19 protein-coding genes and 2 pseudogenes are annotated in these 24,864 nt (G+C 76.3%); 5 read left to right on the top strand and 16 right to left on the bottom strand.

The genetic code is table 11. The features are described 5' to 3' along the window. Positions 1-61 precede the first annotated feature (61 nt). The 5 genes and pseudogenes from Acit_RS00530 to Acit_RS00515 all read right to left on the bottom strand — a co-directional run bounded on the left by Acit_RS00530 (position 62) and on the right by Acit_RS00515 (position 5,281). Positions 62-1,669 carry a hypothetical protein gene (locus tag Acit_RS00530; protein WP_248104987.1) on the bottom strand — a complete coding sequence of 536 codons (1,608 nt, stop codon included), beginning with the start codon at positions 1,667-1,669 and terminating at the stop codon, positions 62-64. After that, a complete protein-coding gene (locus Acit_RS00525; RefSeq protein WP_248104986.1) occupies positions 1,666-2,856 on the bottom strand; it encodes a lysylphosphatidylglycerol synthase transmembrane domain-containing protein in 1,191 nt (396 codons plus the stop codon). The genes Acit_RS00530 and Acit_RS00525 overlap by 4 nt, the downstream gene beginning before the upstream one ends. Before the next feature lie 52 nt (positions 2,857-2,908). Next, positions 2,909-3,445: an isochorismatase family protein gene (locus Acit_RS13775; RefSeq protein WP_376745988.1), complete on the bottom strand. Its 537-nt coding sequence runs from the start codon at positions 3,443-3,445 to the stop codon at positions 2,909-2,911. Positions 3,446-3,541: 96 nt separating this feature from the next. Beyond that, a pseudogene (locus Acit_RS13770) lies at positions 3,542-4,832 on the bottom strand (nicotinate phosphoribosyltransferase); the annotation flags it as partial. Continuing rightward, positions 4,829-5,281 (bottom strand): SRPBCC family protein, encoded by a 453-nt coding sequence (locus tag Acit_RS00515; protein ID WP_248104984.1) that lies wholly within the window; start codon positions 5,279-5,281, stop codon positions 4,829-4,831. The gene Acit_RS00515 and the pseudogene Acit_RS13770, both read right to left, overlap by 4 nt. An 88-nt stretch (positions 5,282-5,369) precedes the next feature. Between Acit_RS00515 and Acit_RS00510 the strand changes: the two genes are divergently transcribed. From Acit_RS00510 to Acit_RS00495, 4 genes are read left to right on the top strand one after another with little or no spacing between them, the layout of a single operon-like run. After that, a complete protein-coding gene (locus Acit_RS00510) occupies positions 5,370-5,924 on the top strand; it encodes a DUF2505 domain-containing protein (RefSeq protein WP_248104983.1) in 555 nt (184 codons plus the stop codon). 37 nt (positions 5,925-5,961) lie between these two features. Then, complete coding sequence (locus Acit_RS00505; protein ID WP_312708871.1) at positions 5,962-6,948, top strand: AAA family ATPase; 987 nt, start codon at positions 5,962-5,964, stop codon at positions 6,946-6,948. Then, positions 6,945-7,934 carry a hypothetical protein gene (locus Acit_RS00500; RefSeq protein WP_248104982.1) on the top strand — a complete coding sequence of 330 codons (990 nt, stop codon included), beginning with the start codon at positions 6,945-6,947 and terminating at the stop codon, positions 7,932-7,934. Before Acit_RS00505 ends, Acit_RS00500 begins: the two co-directional genes overlap by 4 nt. After that, complete coding sequence (locus Acit_RS00495; protein WP_248104981.1) at positions 7,931-10,246, top strand: transglutaminase domain-containing protein; 2,316 nt, start codon at positions 7,931-7,933, stop codon at positions 10,244-10,246. Before Acit_RS00500 ends, Acit_RS00495 begins: the two co-directional genes overlap by 4 nt. Here Acit_RS00495 and Acit_RS00490 read toward each other — a convergent pair. The 7 genes from Acit_RS00490 to Acit_RS12630 all read right to left on the bottom strand — a co-directional run bounded on the left by Acit_RS00490 (position 10,204) and on the right by Acit_RS12630 (position 19,539). Continuing rightward, positions 10,204-11,352 carry an XRE family transcriptional regulator gene (locus Acit_RS00490; protein ID WP_248104980.1) on the bottom strand — a complete coding sequence of 383 codons (1,149 nt, stop codon included), beginning with the start codon at positions 11,350-11,352 and terminating at the stop codon, positions 10,204-10,206. The genes Acit_RS00495 and Acit_RS00490 overlap by 43 nt on opposite strands. Next, positions 11,339-12,484 (bottom strand): ABC transporter ATP-binding protein, encoded by a 1,146-nt coding sequence (locus Acit_RS00485; protein ID WP_248104979.1) that lies wholly within the window; start codon positions 12,482-12,484, stop codon positions 11,339-11,341. Before Acit_RS00485 ends, Acit_RS00490 begins: the two co-directional genes overlap by 14 nt. Next, a complete protein-coding gene (locus tag Acit_RS00480) occupies positions 12,481-13,341 on the bottom strand; it encodes an ABC transporter permease subunit (protein ID WP_248104978.1) in 861 nt (286 codons plus the stop codon). Before Acit_RS00480 ends, Acit_RS00485 begins: the two co-directional genes overlap by 4 nt. A 6-nt stretch (positions 13,342-13,347) precedes the next feature. Beyond that, complete coding sequence (locus tag Acit_RS00475; RefSeq protein WP_248104977.1) at positions 13,348-14,541, bottom strand: extracellular solute-binding protein; 1,194 nt, start codon at positions 14,539-14,541, stop codon at positions 13,348-13,350. A gap of 56 nt (positions 14,542-14,597) precedes the next feature. Further along, the gene (locus Acit_RS13335; protein ID WP_312708852.1) at positions 14,598-15,728 is read right to left on the bottom strand and encodes a diguanylate cyclase domain-containing protein; all 1,131 of its coding nucleotides are present in this window, start codon (positions 15,726-15,728) and stop codon (positions 14,598-14,600) included. 29 nt (positions 15,729-15,757) lie between these two features. Next, positions 15,758-16,900 carry a C40 family peptidase gene (locus Acit_RS00460; protein WP_248104976.1) on the bottom strand — a complete coding sequence of 381 codons (1,143 nt, stop codon included), beginning with the start codon at positions 16,898-16,900 and terminating at the stop codon, positions 15,758-15,760. Positions 16,901-17,037: 137 nt separating this feature from the next. Beyond that, positions 17,038-19,539: an EAL domain-containing protein gene (locus Acit_RS12630; RefSeq protein ID WP_312708847.1), complete on the bottom strand. Its 2,502-nt coding sequence runs from the start codon at positions 19,537-19,539 to the stop codon at positions 17,038-17,040. Between the two features lie 346 nt (positions 19,540-19,885). Here Acit_RS12630 and Acit_RS00445 point away from each other — a divergent pair, with 346 nt between their 5' ends. Beyond that, positions 19,886-21,079 carry a beta-ketoacyl synthase N-terminal-like domain-containing protein gene (locus Acit_RS00445; protein WP_248104975.1) on the top strand — a complete coding sequence of 398 codons (1,194 nt, stop codon included), beginning with the start codon at positions 19,886-19,888 and terminating at the stop codon, positions 21,077-21,079. A gap of 27 nt (positions 21,080-21,106) precedes the next feature. Here Acit_RS00445 and Acit_RS00435 read toward each other — a convergent pair. From Acit_RS00435 to recA, 4 genes and pseudogenes are all read right to left on the bottom strand, one after another. Continuing rightward, positions 21,107-22,029, bottom strand: a pseudogene (locus tag Acit_RS00435) (pirin family protein). A 99-nt stretch (positions 22,030-22,128) separates the two neighbouring features. Next, positions 22,129-22,977, bottom strand: coding sequence for a VC0807 family protein (locus Acit_RS00430; protein WP_248104973.1), 849 nt, complete (start codon positions 22,975-22,977; stop codon positions 22,129-22,131). Positions 22,978-22,980: 3 nt separating this feature from the next. After that, positions 22,981-23,733: an acyltransferase gene (locus Acit_RS00425; RefSeq protein ID WP_248104972.1), complete on the bottom strand. Its 753-nt coding sequence runs from the start codon at positions 23,731-23,733 to the stop codon at positions 22,981-22,983. 69 nt (positions 23,734-23,802) lie between these two features. Further along, on the bottom strand, positions 23,803-24,852 hold the full coding sequence (recA, locus tag Acit_RS00420; RefSeq protein WP_248104971.1) for a recombinase RecA: 1,050 nt from the start codon (positions 24,850-24,852) through the stop codon (positions 23,803-23,805). Positions 24,853-24,864 lie beyond the last annotated feature (12 nt).

The following is a 24,864-nucleotide window of genomic DNA, read 5'->3' as shown; positions in this document are numbered from 1 at the left end:
TGTCACACAAACTCCACAACGGCGATGAGGGCATGGCCACCTCCCTGCGCCGGCCGGCTGCTCAACGACCGGGGCGCCCGCAGCTCGGGGCCCCGGGGGTCGGCACCTGCCAGGCGTTCGCCGCCCCCGCCACGACGTGGGCCGCCCACCGCCAGATCCCGAGTCGGGGTAGGGGCCGGCCTGCCACCTCGTCCGCCACCACCCGCTGGACGACGGGCAAGGCCAGCATGCCGCCGTGGAAGGCCGGCACGACCACCGCGGGGATCCCGAGGCGCTCCCCGGGGGGTGCGGCCACGGCGTCGGCCAGGGGGAGGACGGCGAGCTCCCGGAGACCGGGGACCGGGCAGGCGAGGAGGCCGCGAAGCTGGCGAGCTTGCCGGTCCACGGAGGCGAGGAACGGGCTTCGGGGCGAGAGCGCCACGGGGGCAGCGCCCTGGAGGGCCTGGGCGAGGACCGTCATGGCCTGGCGGAGGGGCGCGCCGGGACCGGCCGAACCCCCGAGGGGGTAGGTGAGGCGGTCCGGGTCGAGGAGCGGGCTGAGGAACACGACGGTCCGCAGGTCCCGGGGCGGGTCGTCGCGGACGAGCTCGCCGGCCAGCAGGGCCCCTTCGCTGTCGGCCACCACGGCGACCGGGAGGTGGCTGCGGCGGCCGAGCACGACGACCTGCTGCCGGAGCCGGGCGAGGAGCAGGGGGAGCGGCGCGGCGGTGTCGGGCCCGTCGTAGGGCAGGGGCCGGCCCCGGGGCCCGAGACCGGCGTAGGAGAAGCGAGTCTCGAGGAAGGGGCCCGGCACGGGACGGCTCGGGCGGCCGTTCCAGGCCGAGCCGTAGCCGGAGACGATCAGGACGGCTTCCCGGGCGGGGCCTGCGGGTGCACGGGCCGTCCGCGCGGGGGGAGCCACCCGGAGACGGGCCGTCTCGGCGGCCCGGGCGGCGCGAAAGCCCCCGAGGGTGCCGAGGGCGACGAGCGCGGCGAGCCCCGCGAGGGCCACGGGGACCATGGGCACGACGAGCCGCCGGCGGGGCTGCCCGGCGACCGCTCGGACCAGCCCGGTCCAGGCGAGGGCGTTGGCCGCCCCGAAGAGGCCAGCCACCGGCGCGGCTGCGAACCGAGGCGCGGCGGTCACGGCGAGGCCGGCGAGGCTGAGCCAGAGGAAGCTGGCCAGCACCCAGCCGACCGCCCGGGCCGAGAGCGGCCGGCGCCACCAGCCGGCTTGGACCCAGAGGGGGTGGGCGACGAGGGCGAGGAGGACCGCCAGGGGCACGGCGGCGAGGAAGAGCCAGGAGAGGGGCACGACGGCCAGGCCGTAGAGGACCACGACGCTCGGGGCGAGGAGAAGGTCGCCGAGCCCGCTGGCCAGGGTGCCGCGGGCCACGAGCCGACCGAGGCCGGGGCGGGGAAGGCCCTCGGGCCAGGCGGCCGCCAAGGTGAGCCCGGTGAGGACCCCCCGGGCGAGGAGCACGGCGGGGACCAGGCCGGCGAGGACCGTCCAGGAGGGGTCGAGGGCGACGAGCCAGCGGAGGTCCTGGAAGACCCCGAAGGGGGGGACGGCGTTGGCCTGGGCGGCGAGCCCGGCGGCGCCGAGGGGGGCGAGGCCGGCGCCCACCAGGGCCCCCTCGAGGAGGCTGGGGACCAGGCAGAGCGCCAGGAGCCCAGCTCGCCGGCTCATCCGCAGGCCCCGACTCCCGCCCCGGCTGGGCTTCCGGGCTCCGAGGTGGCGCTGGGCGCGGGACCCTCCCGGTCGACGAGCTCCCGGTCGAGGAGCTCCCGGTCGACGAGCTCCCGGTCGACCGGCCGGGGGTGGTGCTCCTGGCGGGTGGCCCAGGGATGGGGCTGGTGGCGACGGCCCCGGCGCCCCTGGAGGTCGACCAGGAGCCAGGCGCCCCAGCCCACGGGCACCAGGCCCCAGAAGCTGATGAGCCGGTAGAGCATGACGACGGCGAAGGCTTGGCTGGTGGGGACCCCGTAGGCGGTGAGGAGGGCGGCCAGGCTGCCCTCGACGACCCCGAGGCCCCCGGGGGTGAGGGGGAGGACCGCGGCGATCTGGGTGAGGCCGTAGATGACGAAGATCCCGCGCCAGGGGACGGCCACGTGGAGCGCCACCATGGCGAGCACGAGCACGGCGCAGTCGTCGACCCAGTTGGCGAGGCCGAGGCCCAGGGCTTCGAGCCAGCCGAGGGGGCTCAACCGGATGGCCTCGACCCGGGCGACCAGCTGACTGCCCTGGGTCACCAGCCAGGCCCCGGGCCGGGTCCGACGCAGGCTTCGGTCGGCGGTCGACCAGAGGGCCTGGCCGACGCGGCTGCGGCGGAGCCAGAGGACGAGAGCCAGGAGGAGGGGGATGGCGGCCAGGGCAGCCACGAGCCAGCGGAGGCCGGCCACCGGGCCTCGGGTGCCCGCGGCCCAGACCCCGACGGCGACGACGAGGAAGAGGGCGAAGCTGGAGACCGCCCCGGCGACCAGGAAGACCCAGATCCGGAGGAACCGCTCGACCCCCCGGCGGCGCAGCTGGTCGAAGACCCAGGCGGCCGACCAGGCCACCCCGCCGGGCAGGGTCGCGGCCAGGGCGTTGCCGGCCAGGGTCAACTCGACCATGTCGACGAGGGGGACCCGGACCCCGCCGGCTTGGAGGAGCCAGCGCTGGAGGCGGGCGAAGACGACCATGGAGGCAGCCTCGAAGCCCACCGCCCCGACCACCCAGAGCGGCGCGGCGTCGCCAACGCGGTCGACGGCGCTGCCGAGCTCCCGGGCCCGCTCGGAGAGGAACCAGCCCCCGAGGCCCAGGACCGCCAGGGTCAGGACGGGCCGGAGCCAGCGCCGCCAGCTTCCCCGGGCATCAGGGCGCGCCCCTCCCATGACCTGGGCAACAGCCCGCCGAGCGCAGCCATTCCTGCTCGTCAGCTGGTGGTCAGCTGGCCTCGAGGGCCGGCCCGGCGGCCGGGTCGGGGTGGACCTCGGCCCCCGCCGCCTGGAGCTCGGCCAGGGTGGCTGCGGTGGCCTCCTTCCCGCCGACCGCTCGGCAGGCCCCGGCGACCACCGTGACCGCGAAGCCCTCGGCGAGGGCGTCGAGGGCGCTGGCCCGGACGCAGACGTCGAGGGCCAGTCCGCAGACCACCAGGTGGCGGACCCCCGCGGCCCGGAGGCGCTCGGCCAGGCCCGTGGGGACCTGGCGCTGGCTGGCCGGGTCCCGCATGGAGAACGCCGAGTAGCCGTCCTCGCCGCCCGCGCCCTTCTGGAGCACCTCGCCGGCGACCTGCAGGCCGGGGTGGAACGCCGCCCCCCAGGTGCCCTGGACGCAGTGGACCGGCCAGGGACCCCCGGCGGTCTGGAAGTGGGGGGTCACCGGGGGGTGCCAGTCCTGGCTGTAGACCACGCGGGCTCCGGCCTGGTGGGCTCGGTCGACCAGGCTGTTCACGAGCGGCACGATCTCGTCGCCCCCGGGCACGAAGAGGCTGCCCCGGGGGTCGGCGAAGTCGTTCTGGACGTCGACCACCACGAGCGCGCTCTGGGGGTCCAGCTCGAGGCTCGGGTCGAGGCCCACGAGGCGGGCCAGGCCCGGGGCCAGCCGGAGCGGCAGGGTGGCGGGGTCGGCGATGGCCCGGACCTCCTCGGGCAGGCGGGCCCAGGCCGCCTCGAACCGGGCCCGGGCGGCGGCGAGGTCCTCCAGGCCGGCCGGGGTCCGGCGCCCCTCGAGCATGACCGTGACGAGGAGGGCCTCGTAGATCTCCCCGGGGCCGGGCTCCTCGGCCAGGCCCAGCACGTCCGCCGTGCCGTCCCGGCGGCGCCAGAGCTGCTTGGGACCCGGCAGGCTGGCCTTGCCCTGGCTGGTCTTGCCCACCGGCCGGCCGTCGAAGGCCACGAGCTTGTAGACCGCTTCGAGCACCGGGGCGTCCTCGGCGACCCCGAGGGCCGTGCCGACCCCGAAGGCGTCGACGGGGGTGCCGGCGGCCAGCAGCTCGGCGATGCGCTTCTCGTCGAGGCCGCCGCTGAGCACCACCTGGACGCTGCGCAGGCCAGCGGCGTCGAGGGCGTCGCGGGCCCGGCGGGCCAGGGCGCCGAGGTCGCCGGAGTCGATCCGCAGGCCTCGGACCACCTGGCCTTCCTCGGCCAGCCGGCGGGCGGCCGCCACCGCCCGCCGGATGCCCTCGTGCGGGTCGTAGGTGTCCACCAGCAGCACCGCCCCCGACCCGTACTGCCGGCCGTAGGCCACGAAGGCGTCCTGCGCCGCTGGCCGGCAGGCCGTAGCGGCGGGCCCCCCGGACGTTGCTCGTGCCGGCCAGGCCGACCAGGGCGGCAGCCCGGGCGAGGCGGAGGGCCGCCTCGAAGCCCTGGGTGCGCCGCAGCGCGAAGTCCACCACCGGCCGGCCCCCGGCCGCCGCCCGCAGCCGGGCGGCCTTGGTGGCCAAGGTGGTCTGGGTCGTCAGCAGGTTCAGCAGGCCGCTCTCGACGAGCTGGCCCTCGGCCAGGCTGGCGTCCACCTCGAGCAGGGGCTCCTGGGCCACCACCGGGGTGCCCTCGGGCACCGCCCGGACCCGGCCCCGGAACCGCCAGTCAGCCAGCCAGGCGAGGAAGGCGGGCTCGAACCCGCCCAGGGCCTCGAGGTCGGCCAGGTCCTCGTCCTCGAACCGCAGCCCCTCCAGCCAGGCCAGGGCGTCGTCGAGCCCGCAGGCCACCAGGCAGCCCCGCTCGGCCGGCAGGTGCCGGACGAAGAGGCTGAAGGTGGCGGGGCGCTCGGCCAGGCCCTCCCGCCAGTAGGCCTGGACCATGGTCAGCTCGTAGAGGTCCACCAGGAGGGGGTCCGGCCGGGTGGGCCCTGGCCCGGGGCGGTTCATCCTGGCTCGCCTCCTCGGAGGGCGGCGGCCAGCTTGGCCAGGAGGGCCTGGTGGACCTGGGCCAGGGCCCGGGGGGCGAAGCGCCGCTCGAAGAACCCCCCGATGCCCGAGGCCCCCTGCCAGGTGGTCACCACCTGGACCTCGCAGCTCCCGCCGGGGGCCGGCTCGAGGGTGTAGGTGGTCCGCAGGCTCGAGCCGAGGTCCCGTTCGAGCAGTCGGCGTCCCGGCTCGGGTTCCTCGAGCGCCATGCGGTACTGCCGCTCCCGGCCGCCGGCCACGAGGGTGACCCGGAAGACCGTGCCGGCCCCCCGGCCGCCCTGCTCGACCACCAGGTCCCGCCAGGCCTCCGGCAGGAGCGCCCGGCGCTTCGCCAGGTCGGCCAGGAGGTCGTAGGCCGCCTGGGGGGTCCCCGGCACCACCTGACGGGCCTCGGCCCGCACCTCACCCATGCCCCACCTCCTGCTCGTCCTCCAGCCGACCCCAGCCTGCCATGCTGGTCGGGCCCGCCCGCCAGGTCACCGGGTCGAGGAGGTTGCCGTGCCGTCGCTGGAACACGAGGCCGAACTGCCCGCCTCCCCGGCCGCCCTGGCCGGGGCCCTCGCCGACCCGGCGTTCCTGGAGGCCTGGGCGGCGCGGCTGGAGGGCCGGGAGGTGCGGGCCGAGCGCCAGGAGGACCCGGGGGAGCCGCCGGCGACGGTCCTCGAGCTGGACCTGCCGACGAGCGCCGTCCCCCGCCTGTTCCGGCCCCTGGTCGGCCCGGCGGTCCACCTGGAGGACCGCCGGCACTGGGGGCCGCCCGGCCCCGAGGGGGCCCGAGAGGCCGAGCTGCTCGTGGTGGCCACCACCGGGCCCCACCGGGGCGAGCTGCGCGGCCGGCTCGCCCTGGTTCGAAGCGACACCGGCCGCTCGACGCTGCTGCGGGTGCGGGCCGAGCTGACCGTGGCCGTGCCCCTCCTCGGCGGCCGGCTCACCGGGCCGCTCCTCGGGCTGCTCCAGGCCGCCTTGGACCGCCAGGACGCCGCCTTGGCCGACTGGCTCGCGACCCCCCGCGCGACGGCCCCTGGCCCCGCAACCGGACCGTCACCGGACTGACACCTCCCCGCCATCTCCAGCCGCTAGACCCTCTCCCGTGAGCCTCCCGGGCAGCCCGCCCGAGCCAGGGCCGCTGCGACGGGTCCTCGACCAGGTGGCCCAGGTGGTCGTCGGCCACCACGAGGCCGTCGTCCTGGCCCTAGTGGCCCTGGTGGCCGGCGGCCACGTCCTGTTGGAGGACCTCCCGGGGGTCGGCAAGACCACCCTGGCGACCGCCCTGGCCCGGAGCCTCGGCCTGAGCGTCCGCCGCGTCCAGGGCACCGCCGACCTGCTGCCGGCGGACCTGACCGGCGCCCTGGTGCCCGACGGGAGCGGCGAGCTCCGCTTCCGCCCCGGACCCCTCTTCGCGAACATCGTCCTGGCCGACGAGCTGGAGGCCATGGAGGAGGCGGCGGTGACGGTGGACGGCACCACCCACCGCCTGCCCCAGCCTTTCTTGGTGCTCGCTACCCAGAACCCGGCCGACAGCGAGGGGGTCTTCCCCTTGCCCCAGAGCCAGCGGGACCGCTTCTTGCTCAGCCTGGCCCTCGGCTACCCCGAGCCGGCCGACGAGCTGGAGCTGTTGACCCGGGGCGAGCTGCTCGGCCGAGCCGACCAGCTGCCGGCCGCCCTCGGGCCCGACGAGCTCCTGGGCCTGCGGGCCGCCGTCGACCAGGTCCACGTGGCCCCGGCCGTCCGCCAGTACCTCCTGGAGGTCCTGCTCGAGACCCGCCGCCACCCAGCGGTCCTCGTCGGCCCTTCCCCGCGGGCCGGCCTCGGCCTCCAGCGGGCTGCCCGGGCCCTGGCCCTGGTGGAGGGCCGGGAGTTCGTCGTGCCCCGGGACCTCCAGCAGCTCGCCGGGCCGGTGCTGGCCCATCGGGTCCAGCTGGCCCCAGCTGCCGTCCTGGCCGGCCGCCGGCCGGCCGAGGTGCTGGCCGAGGTCCTGGCCCGGCTGCCAGCCCCCGGTCCTGGGCCCCTGCCGGGCGTCGACCAGCCGGTCGCCCCGGCCCGCGCCGGCCCCCGTCCCCGCCGGGCGGCGCCGTGAGCAGCTGGCCCCGTCTGTTGCCCCGGGGTCGGCTGCTCGGCGCGCTCGGGCTGGTCCTCGTCGTGGCGGGGGAGCTCGACGCCGTGGCGGCCCTCGTGGGTCTCGGCGCGGGCCTCCTGGCCCTGCTGGCGACCAGCGCCCTGGCCCGACCTCGGTCCCGGGCTGGCCTGCGCCCCGGTGGCCTGGTGGCGAGCCCCCTGCCGGGGGTCGGCCTGATCGGCCAGCCCCTCCCCCTCGCCTGGCAGGACCCTGGCGGGGTCCCGATGCGCACGGCGGGCCCCGTCGGGTCCCTGGCGGCCGACGACCCCCTGGCCACCCCCCGGCCGGGCCGCCGGCCGCCCCTCGTGCCCCTCCTCGTCGGCCCCGCCGGGCAGCTCGCCCCCGCCCTCCTGGACCCGCCCCGGCCGGCCCACCGGGGAATCCTGGCCCTGCCGGCCGCCAGCGTCTACCTGCTCGACGCGCTCGGGCTCTGGGCCTGGCCGGTCGGCCGCCTCGAACCGGCCCGCGTGCCGGTGCTCCCCCCGCCGAGGCTCACGGACCATCGGCTCCTCACCCCTCCGTCCCCGGGCGGCCCGCCCGAGCCGCCCCCCGAGCCGGGCCTGGTCCGGACCGACCGGGTGGCCTCCCCGGCCCGGGTCCACTGGCCGGCCAGCCTCCGGACCGGGACCCTGCTCCTCCGCTCGGGTCCCCCGGCCCCGGCTCCCCGGCCCACCGCGGTCGTCGACCTGGCCCAGCTGGCCGAAGCGACCCGGGTCGCCCCTGGGTCACCGGGGCCAAGCGACCCGGCCGACCCCGGGGCTGCGGTCGTCGCCGTGGCCGCTGGCCTGGTCCTGCGGTCCCTCCAGGCGGCCCGGTCCGTCGAGCTCCGAGCGCCGGCCGTCTCGCCCCTCGTGGTCGAGTCCACCGACCCGGCGGCGTTCGTCCGTGCCGCCCTCTGGCTGGCCAGCGCGCCGCCCCGTCCTCGGGCCGCCCCCCTCGCCCCATGACCGCTGGTCGCCGCCCCCGCCGTGCCCCGAGCGGGCTCCCGACCCTGGCTGGGCGGGCGGCCCTGGCGGCGGCCCTCGCCTCGGCCGGTGTCGGGGCGTTCTGGCCGCTGTTCCACCAGGCTCCTCGGGTCGAGCTGGCTGCCCTGCCGGCCGCGCTCATCGGCGCCGCGGGGGTGGGGGCGGTCCTGGGACTGGCCCAGGACCGGCGACGGGCCGGGCGATCTGGGCGGCACGGCGCCGGGGTGCTCGTGGGTGCGGCCCTGCTCGGCGGGGCCTTGGGGTGCCTGGCGGCCCTCTGGGTGGTCCGGCCCGGGGCCACCCTGGTCGGGCTGCCGGGCCCCGGCAGCGTCCGAGCCGTGGGGCAGGCGGTCTCGGCGGTTCGCGCCGCCATGGCCCAGGCCCATCCCCCGGTGGAGCCCACCAGGCCCTTGCGACTGGCCCTGGCCGCCCTGGCCGGGCTCGCCGGGGCCCTCGGCACGGTCGGCCTGGCCGGGGCGCTGCCAGGTCCTGCGGGTTCCCTTCGGACGGGAGCGCCGGGGTGTCCGAGGCCGGTCCTGGCCGGTCTGGTCCCCTCGGCGGTCCTCCTCGGGGCCGGCGCCGGGCTGACGAGCGGGAGGGACCTCGGGGCCCTTGTGGCCTGGGTCGTGCTGGCTGCCTTGACCCTCGGGCTCTGCTGCCGGACCCGCACGCTGGCGGCCCTCGGCCCGCTGACCCTGGCCACCCTGGTGACCGCAGCGGTGGCCCTCGCCCCGGTGGCCGGCCACCGCCTGACGAGCAGCGCGCCGGGCCACGGCTCGGGGAGCAGCCTGGTCGTGGGGCAGCCCACCGCCGACCTCCGAGCCGAGAAGCTCCGCCTCACCAACCTGTTGGCCTTCCGGGTCACGGCCCGCTTCCCGACCTACTGGCAGCTCACCACCCTGGCCAGCTTCACCGGCTCGGCCTGGGTGCCAGGCCCGACCATCGCCCCGCCGGCCAAGGCCCGGGGCCGGCGGGCGGCGACGCTCGGGCGGACCCGGCTGGTCCAGGAGGTCCAGCTGGTCCACCTCCAGAGCCCCTGGCTGCCGGCCGCGGCCACCCCGGCGTCGGTCCGGGGCCCCCACGCCACGGTCCAGGGCGCCCAGGGGGACGTCGTGGCCAACGGGCCCGACCCCCGCCGCTACGAGGTGGTCTCGCTGGTCGAGACCGCTCCGGCGAGCGTCCTGGCCCGCCTGGCCGAGCCGAGCCCCTTGCCGGGCTGGCTCCGACCGGCCCTCGGCCTGCCGGCCGTCCCGGCCTCGGTGGTGGCCCTGGCCCACCGCCTGGTGGCCGGCCTCCAGAGCCCCTTCGACGAGGCCGTCGCCCTGGTCGACTACCTGACCTCGGCCCGGTTCCGCTACACCTTGGACCCCCCGCCGGCCCCCCGGGGCGCTAACCCCTTGGCGGCCTTCCTCTTCGACACCCGGGCCGGCTACTGCCAGCAGTTCGCCTCGGCGTTCGGGGTCCTCGCCCGCCTCGACGGCCTCCCGACCGTCCTGGCGGTCGGCTTCACCGCCGGTCGGCAGACCAGCCCCGGGCACTTCGCCGTGACGGCCGCCGACGCCCACGTCTGGCCGGAGGTCTATCTCGGGTCGGCCGGCTGGGTGGCCTTCGAGCCGACACCTCCGGCGGTCGGCGGCTCGGGCGCCGCCGGCAGCGCGGCGCGGGGGGTGGCGGCCCCGACGGGGGTCGGCAGCACCCCTGGCCTCCCGGGTGCCGGCCCGGTGGCGAGCAGCGGCCCGGCGAGCGGCTCGCTCCACGGCACGGTGCCCTCGGCCCTCGGCGTCCAGGGCCCCGGCCAGCTGCCGAGCAGCACCGGCACGGCCCCCCGAGCCGCCCGGCACCTCCAGGGACCCCTGGGCCTGGCCCACGCGGCCGCCCCCTCGACGAGCGCCCTGCCCGCCGCGTCCCCGAGCGGGTCGGGGGTTCTTTGGCCGCTGGTCGTGGCCCTCGTGCTCGTCGTCCTCCTCGGCCTCGGGGCCCTGGGCCTGTCCTCGGGACGGGCCCTGTCCCCGGCCCAGGCCCGTCGGCGGATCGCCCGGGCTCACCGGCGAGCTGCCCGGCGCCTGGCGGCCCGGCCCGCGCTGGCACCCCTGCCCGAGCCGCTGGCCGAGGCCGCCCAGGCCCTGGAGGACCTGGTCGCCGCGGCCTGGTTCGGGCCTCGACCACCGGGCGCCGCCGAGGCCGAGGAGGCCCGGCGCCTGGCCCGCGCCCTGGCCCGGGCCGGCGCCCCCCGGCGCGGCCCGTCGGCGGGTCAGAGGGTCGCCAGGACCTCGCCGAGGTCCCCGGTGCCGTAGCCGGGGACGGCGAGCAGCTGGCGGCGCAGGTCCCCCCCGAGGGCCTGGAGCAGACCCCGCACCTCGGGGTCGGCGAGACGGGCCCGGGGGACCACGAGGTCGAAGCGCTCCTCGACGAGGGGGACGAAGCCGAGGCCGAAGAGGAGCGCCGCCGGCTCCAGGGCCACCCCGGCGTCGGCCAGCCCGCTGGCCACCGCCGAAGCCACCTGCAGGTGGCCGGGCACCTGGCTGTCGGCCCCGGGCAGGGCGGCGAGGGGCACGCCGGCCCGGGCGGCCTCGTCCTCCAGGACCCGCCTGGCCTCGGCCCCCGGCTCCCGGTTCGCCACCCGCAGCCCCTGCTCGGCCAGGGCCGCCACCCCGTCGACCTGCTCGGCCAGCTCGGGGGCGAGGACGAGGCCCTCGACCCAGTGGGTGAACCCCACGACCACCCCCCCGCCCTGGTCGGCCAGCGCCGGGCCGACCTGGCCGACCCCGGGCAGCGCGTCGCGCGGACCGTGGACCCCGGCGGCGTGCACCAGGCCGGCGGCCAGGAGGGCCAGGGCCCGGCGGCTCGAGCAGGGCCACCAGAGCAGGTCCAGGGGCGGGTCCTGGCGGCCCAGCGGTTCGGCGAGCAGCGCCAGGGCCGGGTCGCAGCCGGCCACCACGACCGTGGGACGATTGGGCCGAAGCGGCCGGATCGTCACCTCGGGGTCCTCCTCCGCCAGCAGCCCGACGGTCTCGCTCAGCTGGGCCGAGGCCGGCCGGAGCCCGAACCCGGCGGCCACGTCGCCCACCAGGCCGAAGCCCACGGGCTGGCCACCCACCCCGGCTACTGCCAGCCGGCCTCCGGCCCGCTCCAGCATCGCCCGTTCCCCCGGCTGGGCGGCCGGGGCCAAGCGCGCCCGGCCGCCGGGCACCTCGGCTTCCCCCCCGAAGAGCTCTTCCACGGTGCTGCCCAGCGCCGCGGCCAGCCGCAGGGCCACGGCCAGGGAGGGGTCGTGGCGGCCCCGCTCCATGGCGGCGATGGCCTGCCGGCTCACCCCAACCGCCTCGGCCAGCTGGTCCTGGGACAGCCCGGCCGCCAGCCGGGCCAGCCGGAGCCGCCGGGGTGTCTCAGCCGCGGGCACCGGCAACGCTCCTCGCCCCGAGCCGGCCGACGAGCGCGCCGGCGGCGTCGAAGCAGGGCGCCGGCCGCAGGGGCACGGCCCACGCCGACCCGGCCGGCGGCACCCCGGCGCCCGGGGGCAGGGGCACCCCGAGGGTGACCCTCGGCGCGCCGAGCGGGGACGCCACGCCGAGGCGCAGCTCGACCCAGAAGCCCTGGTCGCTCGCCCCTTCGACCTGCCCGACCAGCCACCAGTCGGCCTCGACTGCCTCGCTGCCCGCCGACCGGACCTCGCTCGGGGGGCCGCCGGGCCCGGCGAGCAGGGCCGGGTGCAGGCCGATCAGGCTCGTCCCCTCCGGCAGGCCCGGTCCGCCGCTCGCCGTCTCCCCCGGGTGGGGGCGGAGCGCCCCTGGGGGCAGGAACCAGCGGTAGCCGACGAGCTCGGCCACCCGCTGGCTGGCCGGGGCCCCGAGGACCCCGGCGAGGGGACCGGCCTGGAGGACCTGGCCCTGGTCCATGACGAGCACCGTGTCGGCCAGGCTGCTCAGGTCGGCCAGGTCGTGGCTGACGAGGACGGTCGGCAGGGCCCGGCGGGCCACCTCGCTCGCCACCAGGGCCCGGACCCGTTCCCGCCAGGCGGCGTCCAGGGCACCGAAGGGCTCGTCGAGCAGCAGCAACCGGGGCCGGCCGGCCAGGGCCCGCCCGAGGGCCACCCGCTGGCGCTGGCCCCCCGAGAGCCGCGGCGGCCGGGCGCCGAGGAGCTCGTCCAGGCCGAGGGCCGCCCCCAGGCGGGCCACCTCGGGGTCCCGGGCCCCCCCGGGCGCCCCGTAGCCGAGGTTCTCAGCCACCGTCAGGTGGGGGAAGAGGCCGAGGCGCTGGGTGACCATGCCGATGCCCCGCTCCCGCAGGGGCAGCCCGTGAGGCCGGCGGCCCGGTCGGGCCTCGGCGAGGAGCCGACCGTCGAGGCGGACGTGGCCCTCGGCCAGGGGAGCGAGGCCGGCCAGGGCGGCCAGGACGCTGGACTTCCCGGCCCCCGAGGGCCCGAGGATCCCGAGGACCCGACCCGGGGGCACGGCCAGGCTGGCCGCCACGGACAGCGCCCGGCGGACCACCAGCACCTGGGCGTCGAGGCCCTGGCGGGCCGGCTCGCTCACCCCGGCACCTCCAGGGGCTCGACCTGGGCGGCCCGCTGGGTCCGGGCCGCCCAGAGCAGGCCCAGGAGGGGCAGGGGGAGGGCCACGACGAGCAGCACGAGGGCGAAGGGCAAGGCGGCCGGCAGGCCCTGCTCCTCGAGGGTCACCCAGATCTGCATGGGCAGGCCGTAGGGGTGGTAGGCGACGATGATGACCGCGCCGAAGGCCCCGATGGCCCGGGCCCAGGCCACGGCCAGGGTGCTGGCCACCCCGGGGGCGGCGAGGGGCAGCGTGACCCGTCGGGCCACCCGCGGCCAGGGGTCCCCCAGGAGGGCCGCCTGGGCCTCCAGCTCCGGGTCCACGCTCCGCACGGCCGCGGCCACACCGAGAACGTAGTAGGGGCCGGCCTCGTAGAGCTCGGCGAGGACCAGGGCGAAGAAGGTGTCCGAGGCGCTCAGGTGGACGAGCCCGAGGGCCCGGCCCACCGGGGTGGCCGGTCCTGCCAGGAAGACCAGCAGCAGGCCGATCACCAGGGGGGGCATCAGCAGCGGGACCAGCACCCCGGCCTCGATGATTCGGGGAGCCGGCAGGCGGTCACGGGCCATGGCCCAGGCCAGGGGGGTGCCGAGGACCACGAGGAGCGCCAGGGCCAGGGCGCTGGCCTCGAGGGAGGTCACAAGCGGCCCGAGGGCCCCCGGGGCGCTCAAGGCTCGGCCGACGACGCTCGGGCGCAGGTGCGCCAGGAGGGCCCCGAGCGGGCCGAGGAGGACCAGCCAGACGAGCAGGCAGCCGCCCAGGCCGACCAGGCCGGCCAGGCGCCAAAGCGCCGGGCCTCCCGGCCGGTGCCCGGCCCTCTCCCCCAGCGCCAGGCCTGCCACCGGCGTCTACCCCGCTGCTCCGCTCGTCGACCCGGCCGATTCCACGGCCCGGCGGATCAGGGCCGGCACGGCGCTGGCCGGCCCGCTGATCGTGGGCGGCACGAGCTGGTAACCGGCCCGCTCGAAGGCCTGGCGGCCGGCCGGAGAGAACAGGTAGGCCACGAAGGCCCAGGCGGCGGCCCGATCGGCCCGAGAGGTCCCGGGCTGGTCCAGCACGGTGGCGTCCACCACCAGCGGCGCCCCGTGGACCGTCTCGGTCGAGCCGGGCTGGCTGCCGGGCACCACGATGCTGGCCTGGGCGTAGGCGCTGGCCTCGGCCGGGTCCCCGAAGTCGATGGCCGCCGGCAGGCGCAGGTAGTGGAGGTGGAGCTGGACCGCCTGGGACAAGAAGGCCGAGGCGGCGTCGAGCTGGCCGGCCTCCAGGTGGGCGTCGAGGGCCGTCTCGGCGAAGATCTGCTGCTGGTTCCCCCCGCCATGGCGGGCCCCGGCACCCAGGATCTGGTCGACGATGCCGGCCGGCAGGCCCAGGTCCCGTTGGGCCAGCTCGATCATCATGACGAAGGCCTGGCCCTGGGGGTCGGTCGCCGGGTTCGTCCGCCCCAGACGGAACCCCGGCTTGGCCATGGCCAAGAAGACGTCCTTGAGCGGCACCTTCCCGGCCGCGGCCCTCTCGAAGAGCGGCCCGTCCGGACCGCTCGGGTTGTAGGCCAGGACCAGGGGGCTCGAGGCCACCTGGACCCACCAGCGGGTGAAGCGGGGTTCGAGCAGCTCGATCGGTCCGCCCCCGATGCTCTCGAAGACCGTCGGCCGGATCTCCCCCGCCTGGATCTCCCGAGCCAGGCCGTAGGAGCCCCCGCCGCGGCCCTGGTAGTGGTCGCCGGTGGCCCGCTCGAAGGCCGGGCCGATGGTCTGTTCGTTCAGCGGCAGCAGCGCCCCGGCGTAGGCCACCTCGGCCAACCCGCCCCGGGGCTGCCCGCTGGCCGCACCGGTCGTCGCCGTGCTCGAGCCGGCTGCGCTCGAGCGCGCCGGGCCCGAGCGCGCCAGGCTGCCACCGGACCCGCAGGCCACCAGGGCCAGCCCGGCCAGGCCGACCCCGAGCACCCCGCCGAGGACCCGCCGCGTCGTGCGCGGCGACGGGCGCCGCGCCCGGGAGCCGTGGGCCGCCCACGCCCCGTGTCGTCGACCGTCGAGGACACCCATGGGCCCACCCTACGGCCCGCCCCCCTCGATCGCAAGCAGGACGAGCGAGTACGTGTCTAGGTTGCGCTCGTGGCGGGGCGCGGACGGGCGAGGCCCGCCGGGTTGTCGGCGGGTTCGGGCGCCACGAAGGTCAAGACGAACTGTCCCCCGCCCTTGGCCTTGGCCCGGTACATGGCGGCGTCGGCAGCCCGCAGGAGCTGGTCGGGGTGGCAGCCCGGCCCGAGGGCGATGGCGACCCCGGCGCTCCCCCCGAGCTGCAGCTCCAGGCCCTCGACCTCGACCGGCTTAGCCAGCTGGCAGAGGATCCGGGCCGCCAGTTGGCAGGGCCAGCCCAGGTGGGGCACCCGCCGGCAGACCACCACGAGCTCGTCGCCGCCGTAGCGGGCCACGACGTCGCCGTGACGCACCGCCCCGCTGACCCGCCGGGTGAGGGCCACCAGCGCAGCGTCCCCCACCCGGTGCCCCTGGGCGTCGTTCACCGCCTTGAAGCCGTCGAGATCCACGAAGACCAGGGCCGGCCCAAGCCCCCGGATCCCCTGGGGGGCCCGCCCCTGGCCCTCGCCGGCCCCGCCGAGGGCGCAGCAGCGAGCCAGCTCCTCGTAGAGGCCCAGGCGGTTCAGCACCCCGGTCAAGGGGTCCTGGCGGGCTTGGCGGGCCAGGTCCTGCTCCTTGGCGGCCAGCTGCTCCTCGCTCTGGCGCAGCTGCTCGTCGAACTGCCGGGCGATGCGGACCAGGCTGGCCCCCATGGACTGCTCGGCGCAGGCCACCAGGCTGTCCACCAGCTCGGCCGGCGCGCCCACCTGGGCCCCCTCCTCCTGGAGCAGCCGCCGGATGCAGGCCAGCCAGGCCAGGTTGGCCCGCACCACCCGGGTGACCGGCCCGGCCACCTTGGCCAGCCGCCGGCCCACCTGCCCCAGCTCCCCCAGGTCCTCCCGGCTCGGCGGTCGGCCCTCGGCGAGCCACCGGCCGAAGAGCACCGCCCCGAGGCGGGCCGAGCGTTCCTGATCCGCCTGGATCGTGGCCCGGACCTCAGGGTCCAGGGGCAGGGGATCCCGGCCGTCGGTGGCCTCGGCCACCGCCCGCACCACCTCGTCCAGCCGGGCCAGCACGGCCGCCCCGATCGGCTCCCGCCACTGGGCCGTGCCCGGCCCGAAGGCCACCTCGACGGGCCCGCTGGCCTCGCTCACCATCCCCCCAGGCGACGGCAAGGACCGGCTCAGCCGGGTTGCCCGAAGGCCACCGGCGGCCCGGCCCACGTGATGGAGGTCACCATCACGTCCATGCCGGTCATCGGGGCCTGGACCACCTGCCCGTTGCCGATGTAGAGGGCCTCGTGGCCCAAGGGCCCGTCGTAGGGCGAGTTGTAGAACACGATGTCCCCAGGCTGGAGGGCCGACTCGGGCACGTGGGTCGTGTCGTCGTACTGGGCCACCGAGTAGTGCGGCAGGTCCACCCCCGCCGCCTCCCACGCGTACATCACCAGGCCCGAGCAGTCGAAGCTGTTCGGGCCGGCCCCGCCCCACTGGTAGGGCTTGCCGACCTGGGCCAGGGCGGTCTGGACCGCCACCTGGGCCTCCTGGGCCCAGTTCCCCGACGGGGCCGGCGCCGGGGCCGGCGCCGACCCCCCACCGCCCCCACCGCCGCTGCTCGGGGCCTGCTGCTGGGCCTGGGCCTGCTGCTGGGCCTGGGCCTGGGCCTGCTGCTGGGCCAGGAGCGCCGCCTGCTGGGCAGCGGCCTGCTCGGCCGCCTGGCGCTCCTTGGCCAGCTCGATGGCGTGCGCCTCCGCCAGGAGCTGCGCGACGTTGCCCTTCACCTGGGCCAGCTGGGCCTGCTCAGCGGCCACTTCGGCCTGGGCCTGCTGCTGAGCCGAGGCCAGCTTGGCCACGGCCTGCTGCTCTTGGTGCTCCTTGGCGTCGAGGCTCTCCCGGGTCCGGGTCACCTGGGCCTCGGCCAGCCGGTACTGCTCGATCGCAGCCTGGAGCCGGGCATCGGAGATCCCCTGGTACTCCTGCTGGGCGGCGGCCTGGTTCGGGTTGTCCTGGAAGAGGGCCAGGACGCCGCCGGTCCCGGCCCCGCCCATGTAGGCCTCCAGGGCGTCCGTCCGGAGCTGGCGCCGAGCGGCACCGGCCGAGGCCTCGGCCTTGGCCAGCTGGGCAGTGGCCGTGGCGATGGCCGCCTGGGTCTGGGCCTCCTCGGTCTGGGCCTGGTCGTAGAGGAACGCCAGGTGGTCGATCTTGGCGCTCTCGGCCGCGATCTGGCTGGCCAGCTGCTGCTCTTGGCTCTGGGCTTGCTGGAGGGTCTCGCCGGCCAGGGCGGGCTGCGCCCCGAGCGTTGCGCCGATGAGCCCGAGCCCCAGCACCGCAGCCGCCACACCCGCCAGTCGTCCCCCGACCCCCCTGGCCCCAGGTGCGGCGGGCCGCCTCGCGGTCCGCATGCGCATAACGGGGCGAGAGCCTAGGCAGGCCCCCTGGGCCCTGGCAAGGATCGTCCGGGGCCTCACCCTCGGGCCGGCCCCCACAGGGCCCCGGCCTGGCGGACCGTCAGGGGCCGGGCCAGGAGGTAGCCCTGGTAGAGGTCGCAGCCCAGGCGCCAGGCGGCGGCCCGCTGGCGCTCCTCCTCGATGCCCTCGGCGATGACCTGGCACCCCAGCCCGTGGCCCAGCTCGGCCACCACCGAGACCACCAGGTCGTCCCGGGGGTTGGCGCCCAGCTCCTCGACGAAGACCCGGTCGATCTTCAAGAAGTCCACCGGCAGGCGCTTGAGCTGGCCGAGGGACGAGTACCCGGCCCCGAAGTCGTCGATGGCCAACCGGACCCCGAGGTCCCGGAGGTCCTCGAGGACCTTGGCCACGTGCGGGTCCTCGGCCACGAACCCCGACTCGGTGATCTCGAGGACGAGGGCCGAGGGGGCCAGGCCGCTGCGCCGCAGGGCCTCCTCGACCGCGGGCAGGAGGTCGGGGCCCTCGAGCTGGCGGGGCGAGACGTTCACCGCCACGAAGGCCTCGGCGGCCTGGGGGTGCCGGGCCCGCCAACGGGCCATCTGGCTGCAGCTTTGGACCAGGACCCAGGCCCCCAGGGTGCTGATGAGCTCGGACTCCTCGGCCAGGCCGATGAAGCGGGCCGGGAGGAGTCGGCCGTGGTTGGGGTGGTCCCAGCGCACCAGGGCCTCGAGACCCACCACTCGGCCGTCGGCCAGGGCCCCCACGGGCTGGTACTCGACCCGCAGTTGCCCCTGGGCCACCGCAGCCCGCAGGTCGTGCTCCAGCTCCATCCGCCCGCCGATCTCCTCCCGCAGGCCGGCGTCGAAGAGGGCGGCGCGGCCCCGACGGCGGTTCTTGGCCTCCAGCATGGCCAGGTCGGCGTCCCGCAGCAGCCGGTCGGGGTCGCTGCCGCCACTGGCCCGGCAGACCCCCACCGAGGCCTGCAGGCCGAGGGTCCGCCCTGCCGCCAGCCGAAGGGGTTCGCCGACCACCGCCCGCAGGTAGTCGCCCCAGGCGAGGGCCTCGTCGCCCGAGTGGACCCCGCCGATCACCACGGCGAAGCCGTCCCCGTGGATCCGGGCCAGGGTGGAACCGGCCGGGACGGCCTCGGCCAGGCGGCCGGCCACCGCCCGGAGGACCTCGTCGCCCACCGCATGCCCCAGGGAGTCGTTCACCAGCTTGAAGCGGTCCAGGTCCAGGACCACCACGCAGCTCGCCTCGGCCACGAGCGGGTCGGCCAGCACCCCCTCGAGGTGGGCCACGAGGCCGGCCCGGTTCAGCACGCCCGTCAGCCCGTCGTGGCGGGCCTCCCAGGCCAGCCGGTCCACGAGCTGCTTGTGCTCGGTGATCTCGGCCACCGAGCACACCGCCACCCCGTCGGCCCCCGGCTCGTCGAGCCGTCGGACCGTGACCCGCAGCCACTGCTCTCGCCCGTCGTCTCCCTGGACCCCCACGGTGGCGCTGGCCACCGGCACCCGACCCGAGAGCACCCGGGCCACCGGCAGCTCCGTCGGCGCCAGCGCCTGGCCCTCGGGGTCCACAGCCCGTCCGGCGCCCGTCAGGACCCCGTCGGCGACGCCCTGCTGCAGCCGGCTGCCCAGGATCCGCCGGGCCGCCCGGTTGGCCGCCTGGACCCCGCCCTGGGCGTCGAACACCACCACGGCCTCCTCCAGGGCGGCCACCGCGGCGGCGTAGCGCCGCTCGGTGGCCCGCCGGGCCGCCTCGGCCTCCTGGGCAGCGGTCCGCTCGGAGACATCGTGGAGGATGACCTGGATGGCTGGCCGGCCACCCCAGCTGGTCATGGCACTGGCCAGCTCGACCTCCAGCTCCGAGCCGTCGGGCCGCACGAGGCTGATGCGGTGCCCCTTCACGACGTCACCCGGGACCCGCAGTCGTCGGATCCGGCTGATGACCCCTCGGACGCAGTCGGCCCGGATGAACGAGAGGACCGGGCGGCCCAGGCACGCCGCGGGGTCTTCGTAGCCGACCATCCGGGCGGCGGTGGCGTTGCAGTAGACCACCAGGCCGTCTTGGTGCACGGCCACCCCGTCCGGGGAGTGCTCGACCAGCAGCTGGAGCCGCTCGGCGATCTCCGGCTCCCCGAAGGCGGCTCCCGGGGCGGGCGGGTCGGCCAGCTCGGTGGCCACCCCGACCCAGTGGCCCTCGCCCCCATCGGGCACCCGCTGCCCGCGGAGCAGGATCCGGCGGGTCAAGCGGTCCACGGTCACGACCTCCCGGATCAGCTCCGCCCGATCCCCGGCCAGCCCGGCCCGGATGGCCCGGACCAGCGGCGCGAGGAGCGCATTGGGCAGTTCACCGGGCCCGACCGGCTGAACGCCGTCCGCCGGAGCGCCCCGCTGGTCCAGCCAGGCACCGGCCGCCACCAGGCCCTGGCCGAGCAGCCGCTCGATGGGCACCGGCCAGCGAGCCTCGGGCTCCCCGGGCCAGAGCTCCCAGACCCCCACCCCGGCGAGCTCGCCCAGGAGGACCGCCGGCAGGCCACTGGCCCGAGGGCCCACCTCCGGCGATCGCCTCGGCAGCCCAACCGTCGAGGTCGAGGTCCCCGCCGGCCGGTCCTGGCGCGCCCGCACCCCCCTGCCCCCCAGGGAGGCGTCGTCCAGTCTGGGGTCTCGGAGCGCCACGGATCCCGGCATCGGCAGTTCCGGGAGCCAACTTGATCCTGTTTCCCGACCAACCAGGGCAAAAACCCATAACGCGGGTTGTCTACCACCCTGTGCAGCCAAACAGGTGGATGGTCACCTCACGCTACGTAATGTCACTTCACAACCACAACTTGTTCCTTTAGGCTGACGGTGGCCGCGTAATCGGCGAGACCGGCAGTGCCGGTAGGAAGGACGACGGGCCATGGCTGCTTCCCCCCGACCCGAGGCCCTAGGGCCGGCCGTCACGATCGCCGGGGCCGGCGCCGTGACCGGCTACGGCTGGGGCATGGACCGACTCCGTCAGGGGCTCTACGCCCAGAAGCCGGCCTGCCGGCTCGAGGGCGGGTTCTCCCCCTGGTTCGAGGAGGACCTGGGCTGGATCGCCCGGGTGGAGGACGGCGGGGACCCCGACGACGGCCCCAGCCGCTTCATGCGGGCCGTCCGGGCCGCGGCCCGGGAGGCGGTGGCCGACGCCCGCCAGCGGGGCTGGCAACCGGGCGAGGTGGTGGGCCTGGTCCACGGGGTGACCCTGGGGGAGGTCGACCTCTGGCGCACCTACCACCACCGCCAGGGCCTCGGCACCACTCGGCGCCAGTGGCTCGAGCTCATGCCCTCGACGGTCCTCATGGAGGTCATGCGGGAGTTCGACGTCCACGGACCGGCCATGGCGGTCACCGCCATGTGCGCCTCGGGGCTCGCCGCCCTCCTCACCGCCCGCCTCTGGATCGCCACCGGCCAGGCCGACGACGTCCTGGTGATCTCGACCGACATCTCCTCGACCCCCGAGAACTGCCGCTCGCTCGCCAACCTGGCCCCGGCCGTCTTGGACCGGCCCTCCTTGGAGTCCTGCCTGGCCTTCCAGGAGGACACCTTGGGCTTCGGCATCGGGGAGGCCTCCGTGGCCATGCTGGTCACCCGCACCCCCCTGCCCGGCCGGGGCCGGCTGCTCGGGGGCGCCATGAGCCACGACGCCTTCCACCCCACGGCCATCCCGCCGGGGGCCCCCGAGGTGGCCCGCTGCGTCCGCCGGGCCCTCCAGGACGCCGGGCTGGCGCCCGAGGAGGTGGCCTACGTGAACGGCTACGGCAACGGCAACCCCCGCTCGGATCAGGTCGAGCTGGCCATCTTGGACGAGCTGTTGCCGGCAGCCGAGGGGATCTTCTCGGTAAAGCCCCTCGTTGGCCACTGCATGAGCGCGTCGGCTGCCGTCGAGGTGCTGGCCAGCCTGCTCAGCTTCGAGACCGGCGTGATCCCCGCACCCCCCCGCCTCGGCCGCCACGGCCATCCCCGGCTCCTCGACGGCCTGACGGCGGCGGTCGAGGCCCCGGTGCTGAAGCCCTCCTTGGGCTTCGGGGGCCACAACGCCGCCGTCGTCCTCGAGGCCTGCCCGAACTAGCCCCCGTCCGAACGAGCCCCGTCCGAACTAGCCCCCGATGTGCTCGACCGGGACCTGGCCGAGCCGACCCCGCTGGTAGTCCTCGAAGGCCTGGGCGATCTCCTCCCGGCTGTTCATCACAAAGGGGCCGTAGGCCACGACCGGCTCCCGGATGGGCTCACCGCCGAGGAGCAGGACCTCGAAGGTGGGCTCAGCGCTCGACTGGGCCTGGGCCGCCTCCAGCTCGAGGGTCCCCCCACCTTCTCGGTCCCCGCCGTGCCCTGGCCGGCCAGCACGTAGGCCAGGGCGTTTTGCCGCTCGGGCCAGGGCACCACCAGCTGGGCCCCAGGGGCCAAGGTGGCATGCACCAGGGTGATGGGCGTGTGGGTCACCCCGGGCCCCGCCAGCGGACCCAGGGATCCGGCGATGACCCGCAGCAGGGCCCCGCCGTCCGGGCTCGCCCCGAGGGCCACCCTCGTGCCCCGGATGTCCTGGTAGCGCGGGGGGCTCATCTTCTTGGCCCGGGGCAGGTTGACCCAGAGCTGGATGCCGTGGAACAGCCCGCCGCTTTGCACCAGGGCCTCGGGGGGCCGCTCGATGTGCAGGATGCCAGCACCAGCCGTCATCCACTGGGTGTCGCCGTTCGTGATGACCCCGCCACCCCCGATGGAGTCCTGGTGCTCGAAGGTCCCGTCGATCATGTAGGTGACCGTCTCGAAGCCCCGATGGGGGTGCCACGGCGTCCCCTTCGGCTCCCCCGGCGCGTACTCCACCGCGCCCATCTGGTCCATGTGCACGAAGGGGTCCAGGTCGGCCAGGGCCACCCCGGCGAAGGCCCGGCGGACCGGGAACCCCTCACCCTCGAGGCCCGCCGGGGCGGTCGTCACCTGCCGGACCCGCCGCGGCCGAGCCCCCGGGACCGGACCCAGCCGCGGGAGACGTCCCATGTCCTCGACGGTCACCGCAGGCATCGGCTACCTCCCATTCCTTGCCGTCCTCTCCCCCAACACTATTTGACTCCGCAACATTTCATGGGAGCAGCGGAGGGGGTCGAGGCCGGTGGCCGGCGGTCAGGCCTCGGGGCCGAGCCGACCATCGGCGGGTTCCGAACCCGCCAGGGCCGGGGCCGGCGCCGGGTGGAGGCTCCGGCCCGAGAACCGCACCGTCATCCCCGCCTTCCGCATGGTTCGGACGAACCAGAGGACCGACAGGGCCACCCCGAGACCCTCCAGGCCGGCGGAGAGGGCCGTGCGCTCCAGCACGAAGGTTCGCAGGGAGCTCTCCAGCAGGAAATAGAGGCCGAAGGCCACGTTGGTCAACAGGACCGCCGCCCACAGCAGGGAGACCCGCTGGAAGAAGCGCCGGACGTGGCTGCGGGCCAGGAGCTCGGGATCCAAGGGGCAGAAGTCCCGGGCCAAGCGTTCCACGATCGGCCGGCCCAGCAGGGCCGTCACCACGAAGACCAGGGCCACCCCGAAGGTGCCAGCCGAGGGCTGCACGAAGTAGAGGAACGCCGAACCCGTGACGAACGAGACAGCGGTCCGCAGGGTCAAGATGACCACCGCCAGCAGCAGCAGCCCCGAGACCCGTTCCCGGCGCAGCAGCCGGCGAGCGAACGAGGCGTAGGCCCAGGCCAAGGCAGCCAGCAGGGCTCCCCGGAAGCCCGAGAAGCTCAGGACCAGGTAGAACAGGGCAGCCGGGCCGATCGTGCTCTCCACCACCGCCGGCAGGGCATGACGGATGAGGGCCCGGAACGACGGCAGGTGAAGGACAGTGCGGTGCTCGGCGCCGGGCGGCTCGGTCGGGTCGTCCGCACCCGACTGGCCGCGGTCAGCAGCAGGCGGCGTCGTGATCTCCGAGACGCTAGCAGGCCCCGTTCCCGCCCAGGGCGCGGGTCCCGGCTCGATCGTCGTGGCCATAGGTCAGCCATCGGCTCCTCCCTCCCCGGCCTGGAGCCACCAGGAACCCACCGCACGTCGCCTGGGTCGCCACCCCTCCCCGTCGTGGTAGGCCCGGACTACTCGGGCCGGCGCCCCGACGGCCACGCAGTTGTCCGGCAGCTCCCCGGTCACCACCGAGCCCGCCCCCACCACCACGTGCCGACCGATCCGGGCACCGGGCAAGACCACGACCCCTGCCCCCAGCCAGCTGCCCGCCCCGATGGAGACCGGGGCCTCGGTCGGTCGCTGCGTCCCGATCGGTTCCCCCAGGTCCTCGTACCCGTGGTTCTGATCGGTCACGTAGCAGTAGGGCCCGGTCTGGACGTCGTCACCGATCTCGATGGCCAGGTGACCGACCACGTGGCTCCCCCGACCCAACACCACCCGGTCACCGATCCGCACCACCGGGTCCGTCAGCATCCGCTGGCCGGGGGCGATCCCAGCCGACAGGGTCACGTAGGGGCCCACCATCGTTCCGCGGCCGATCCGGATGTAGCGCTCGTTGTAGACCGTGCCCGGGGGGAAGCACAGCACGCTGCCCTCCCCGAAGGCCCCGAAGCGCTTCGCCCAAGGGTGGTCGGGTCCCACAGCCCCGTACTGGCCGACCCACGCCCACCCGGCGTGCAGCGCCGCCGCGATGGCCCGACGAGCCCGCTGCTCCAGCCGTGCCCGTCGGGCCACCAGCCACTGCCGCCCGGGCCGACCGGCCCGTTCGGGCCGCTCGTCGACCCTCATCGCTTCTCAACCCGCTTCACGCCGCGCACCGGCCGACGCTAGCGCCGCTCGGGTGCCCGCTCGTCGAGGTCAGGAGGGGATGCCCGTGGGTTCCTCGGCCTCGGGGTCCTCGACCGCCCCAGTCGAGCCCCCGCCCCGCTCGGCGGCCAGCGCCGCCCGCACCCGTTCGTTCAGCTCGATCATCAGCTCAGGGGTCTCCCGGAGGAAAGCCTTGGCGTTCTCCCGACCCTGGCCCAGCTGCTCACCCTCGTAGGTGAACCACGCACCGGACTTCTTCACCAGGCCCAGGTCCACCGCCACGTCCAGGAGCGAGCCCTCCCGACTGATGCCCGTGCCGTACATGATGTCGAACTCCGCCGTCTTGAACGGGGGGCTCACCTTGTTCTTCACGACCTTCACCCGGGTCCGGCTGCCGACCACCTCGGACCCGTCCTTGATGGCCTCCACCCGCCGGATGTCGATCCGCACCGAGGAGTAGAACTTCAACGCCCGTCCCCCTGGCGTGACCTCGGGAGAGCCGTAGAGGACCCCCACCTTCTCCCGCAGCTGGTTGATGAAGATGGCGATGGTCTTGGACTTCGAGAGGCTGGCCGTCAGCTTCCGGAGGGCCTGCGACATCAGGCGGGCCTGCAGCCCGACGTGGGCGTCGCCCATCTCCCCCTCGATCTCGGCCCGGGGGGTCAAGGCGGCGACCGAGTCCACCACCAGCACGTCCAGGGCCCCCGAACGCACCAGCATGTCGGCGATCTCGAGGGCCTGCTCCCCCGTGTCGGGCTGGGAGATCAGCAGGTCGTCGATGTTCACCCCGATGGCTTTCGCGTAGGTCGGGTCCATGGCGTGCTCGGCGTCGATGTACGCGCAGATCCCCCCGTTGCGCTGAGCCTCCGCCACCACGTGCAGCGCCAGGGTCGACTTCCCCGAGGACTCGGGGCCGTAGATCTCGACCACCCGGCCCCGCGGCAGGCCGCCCACACCGAGCGCCCGGTCGAGGGCCATGGCCCCCGTCGGGATGGCTTCCACCTGCATGTGCAGGTTCTCGCCCATCCGCATGATCGAGCCCTTGCCGAACTGCTTCTCGATCTGCCCCAGGGCCATGTCCAGGGCCTTCTCCCGCTCCATGCCTCTGCACTC

The organism is Aciditerrimonas ferrireducens, assembly GCF_023130475.1.
Lineage (GTDB): Bacteria > Actinomycetota > Acidimicrobiia > Acidimicrobiales > UBA8190 > Aciditerrimonas > Aciditerrimonas ferrireducens.
Note: the sequence above shows the minus strand (reverse complement) of the source record. Positions and strands in the feature narration are given on the sequence as shown.

Bases quoted from the DNA above. Each gene is read 5' to 3' on its own strand.
- Acit_RS00525 (WP_248104986.1), bottom strand. From the start codon at position 2,856: ATGGGAGGGGCGCGCCCTGATGCCCGGGGAAGCTGGCGGCGCTGGCTC.
- Acit_RS00475 (WP_248104977.1), bottom strand. From the start codon at position 14,541: ATGGGTGTCCTCGACGGTCGACGACACGGGGCGTGGGCGGCCCACGGC.
- Acit_RS00430 (WP_248104973.1), bottom strand. From the start codon at position 22,977: ATGGCCACGACGATCGAGCCGGGACCCGCGCCCTGGGCGGGAACGGGG.
- Acit_RS00530 (WP_248104987.1), bottom strand. From the start codon at position 1,669: ATGAGCCGGCGAGCTGGGCTCCTGGCGCTCTGCCTGGTCCCCAGCCTC.
- Acit_RS00425 (WP_248104972.1), bottom strand. From the start codon at position 23,733: ATGAGGGTCGACGAGCGGCCCGAACGGGCCGGTCGGCCCGGGCGGCAG.
- Acit_RS00445 (WP_248104975.1), top strand. From the start codon at position 19,886: ATGGCTGCTTCCCCCCGACCCGAGGCCCTAGGGCCGGCCGTCACGATC.
- recA (WP_248104971.1), bottom strand. From the start codon at position 24,852: ATGGAGCGGGAGAAGGCCCTGGACATGGCCCTGGGGCAGATCGAGAAG.
- Acit_RS00515 (WP_248104984.1), bottom strand. From the start codon at position 5,281: ATGGGTGAGGTGCGGGCCGAGGCCCGTCAGGTGGTGCCGGGGACCCCC.
- Acit_RS00495 (WP_248104981.1), top strand. From the start codon at position 7,931: ATGACCGCTGGTCGCCGCCCCCGCCGTGCCCCGAGCGGGCTCCCGACC.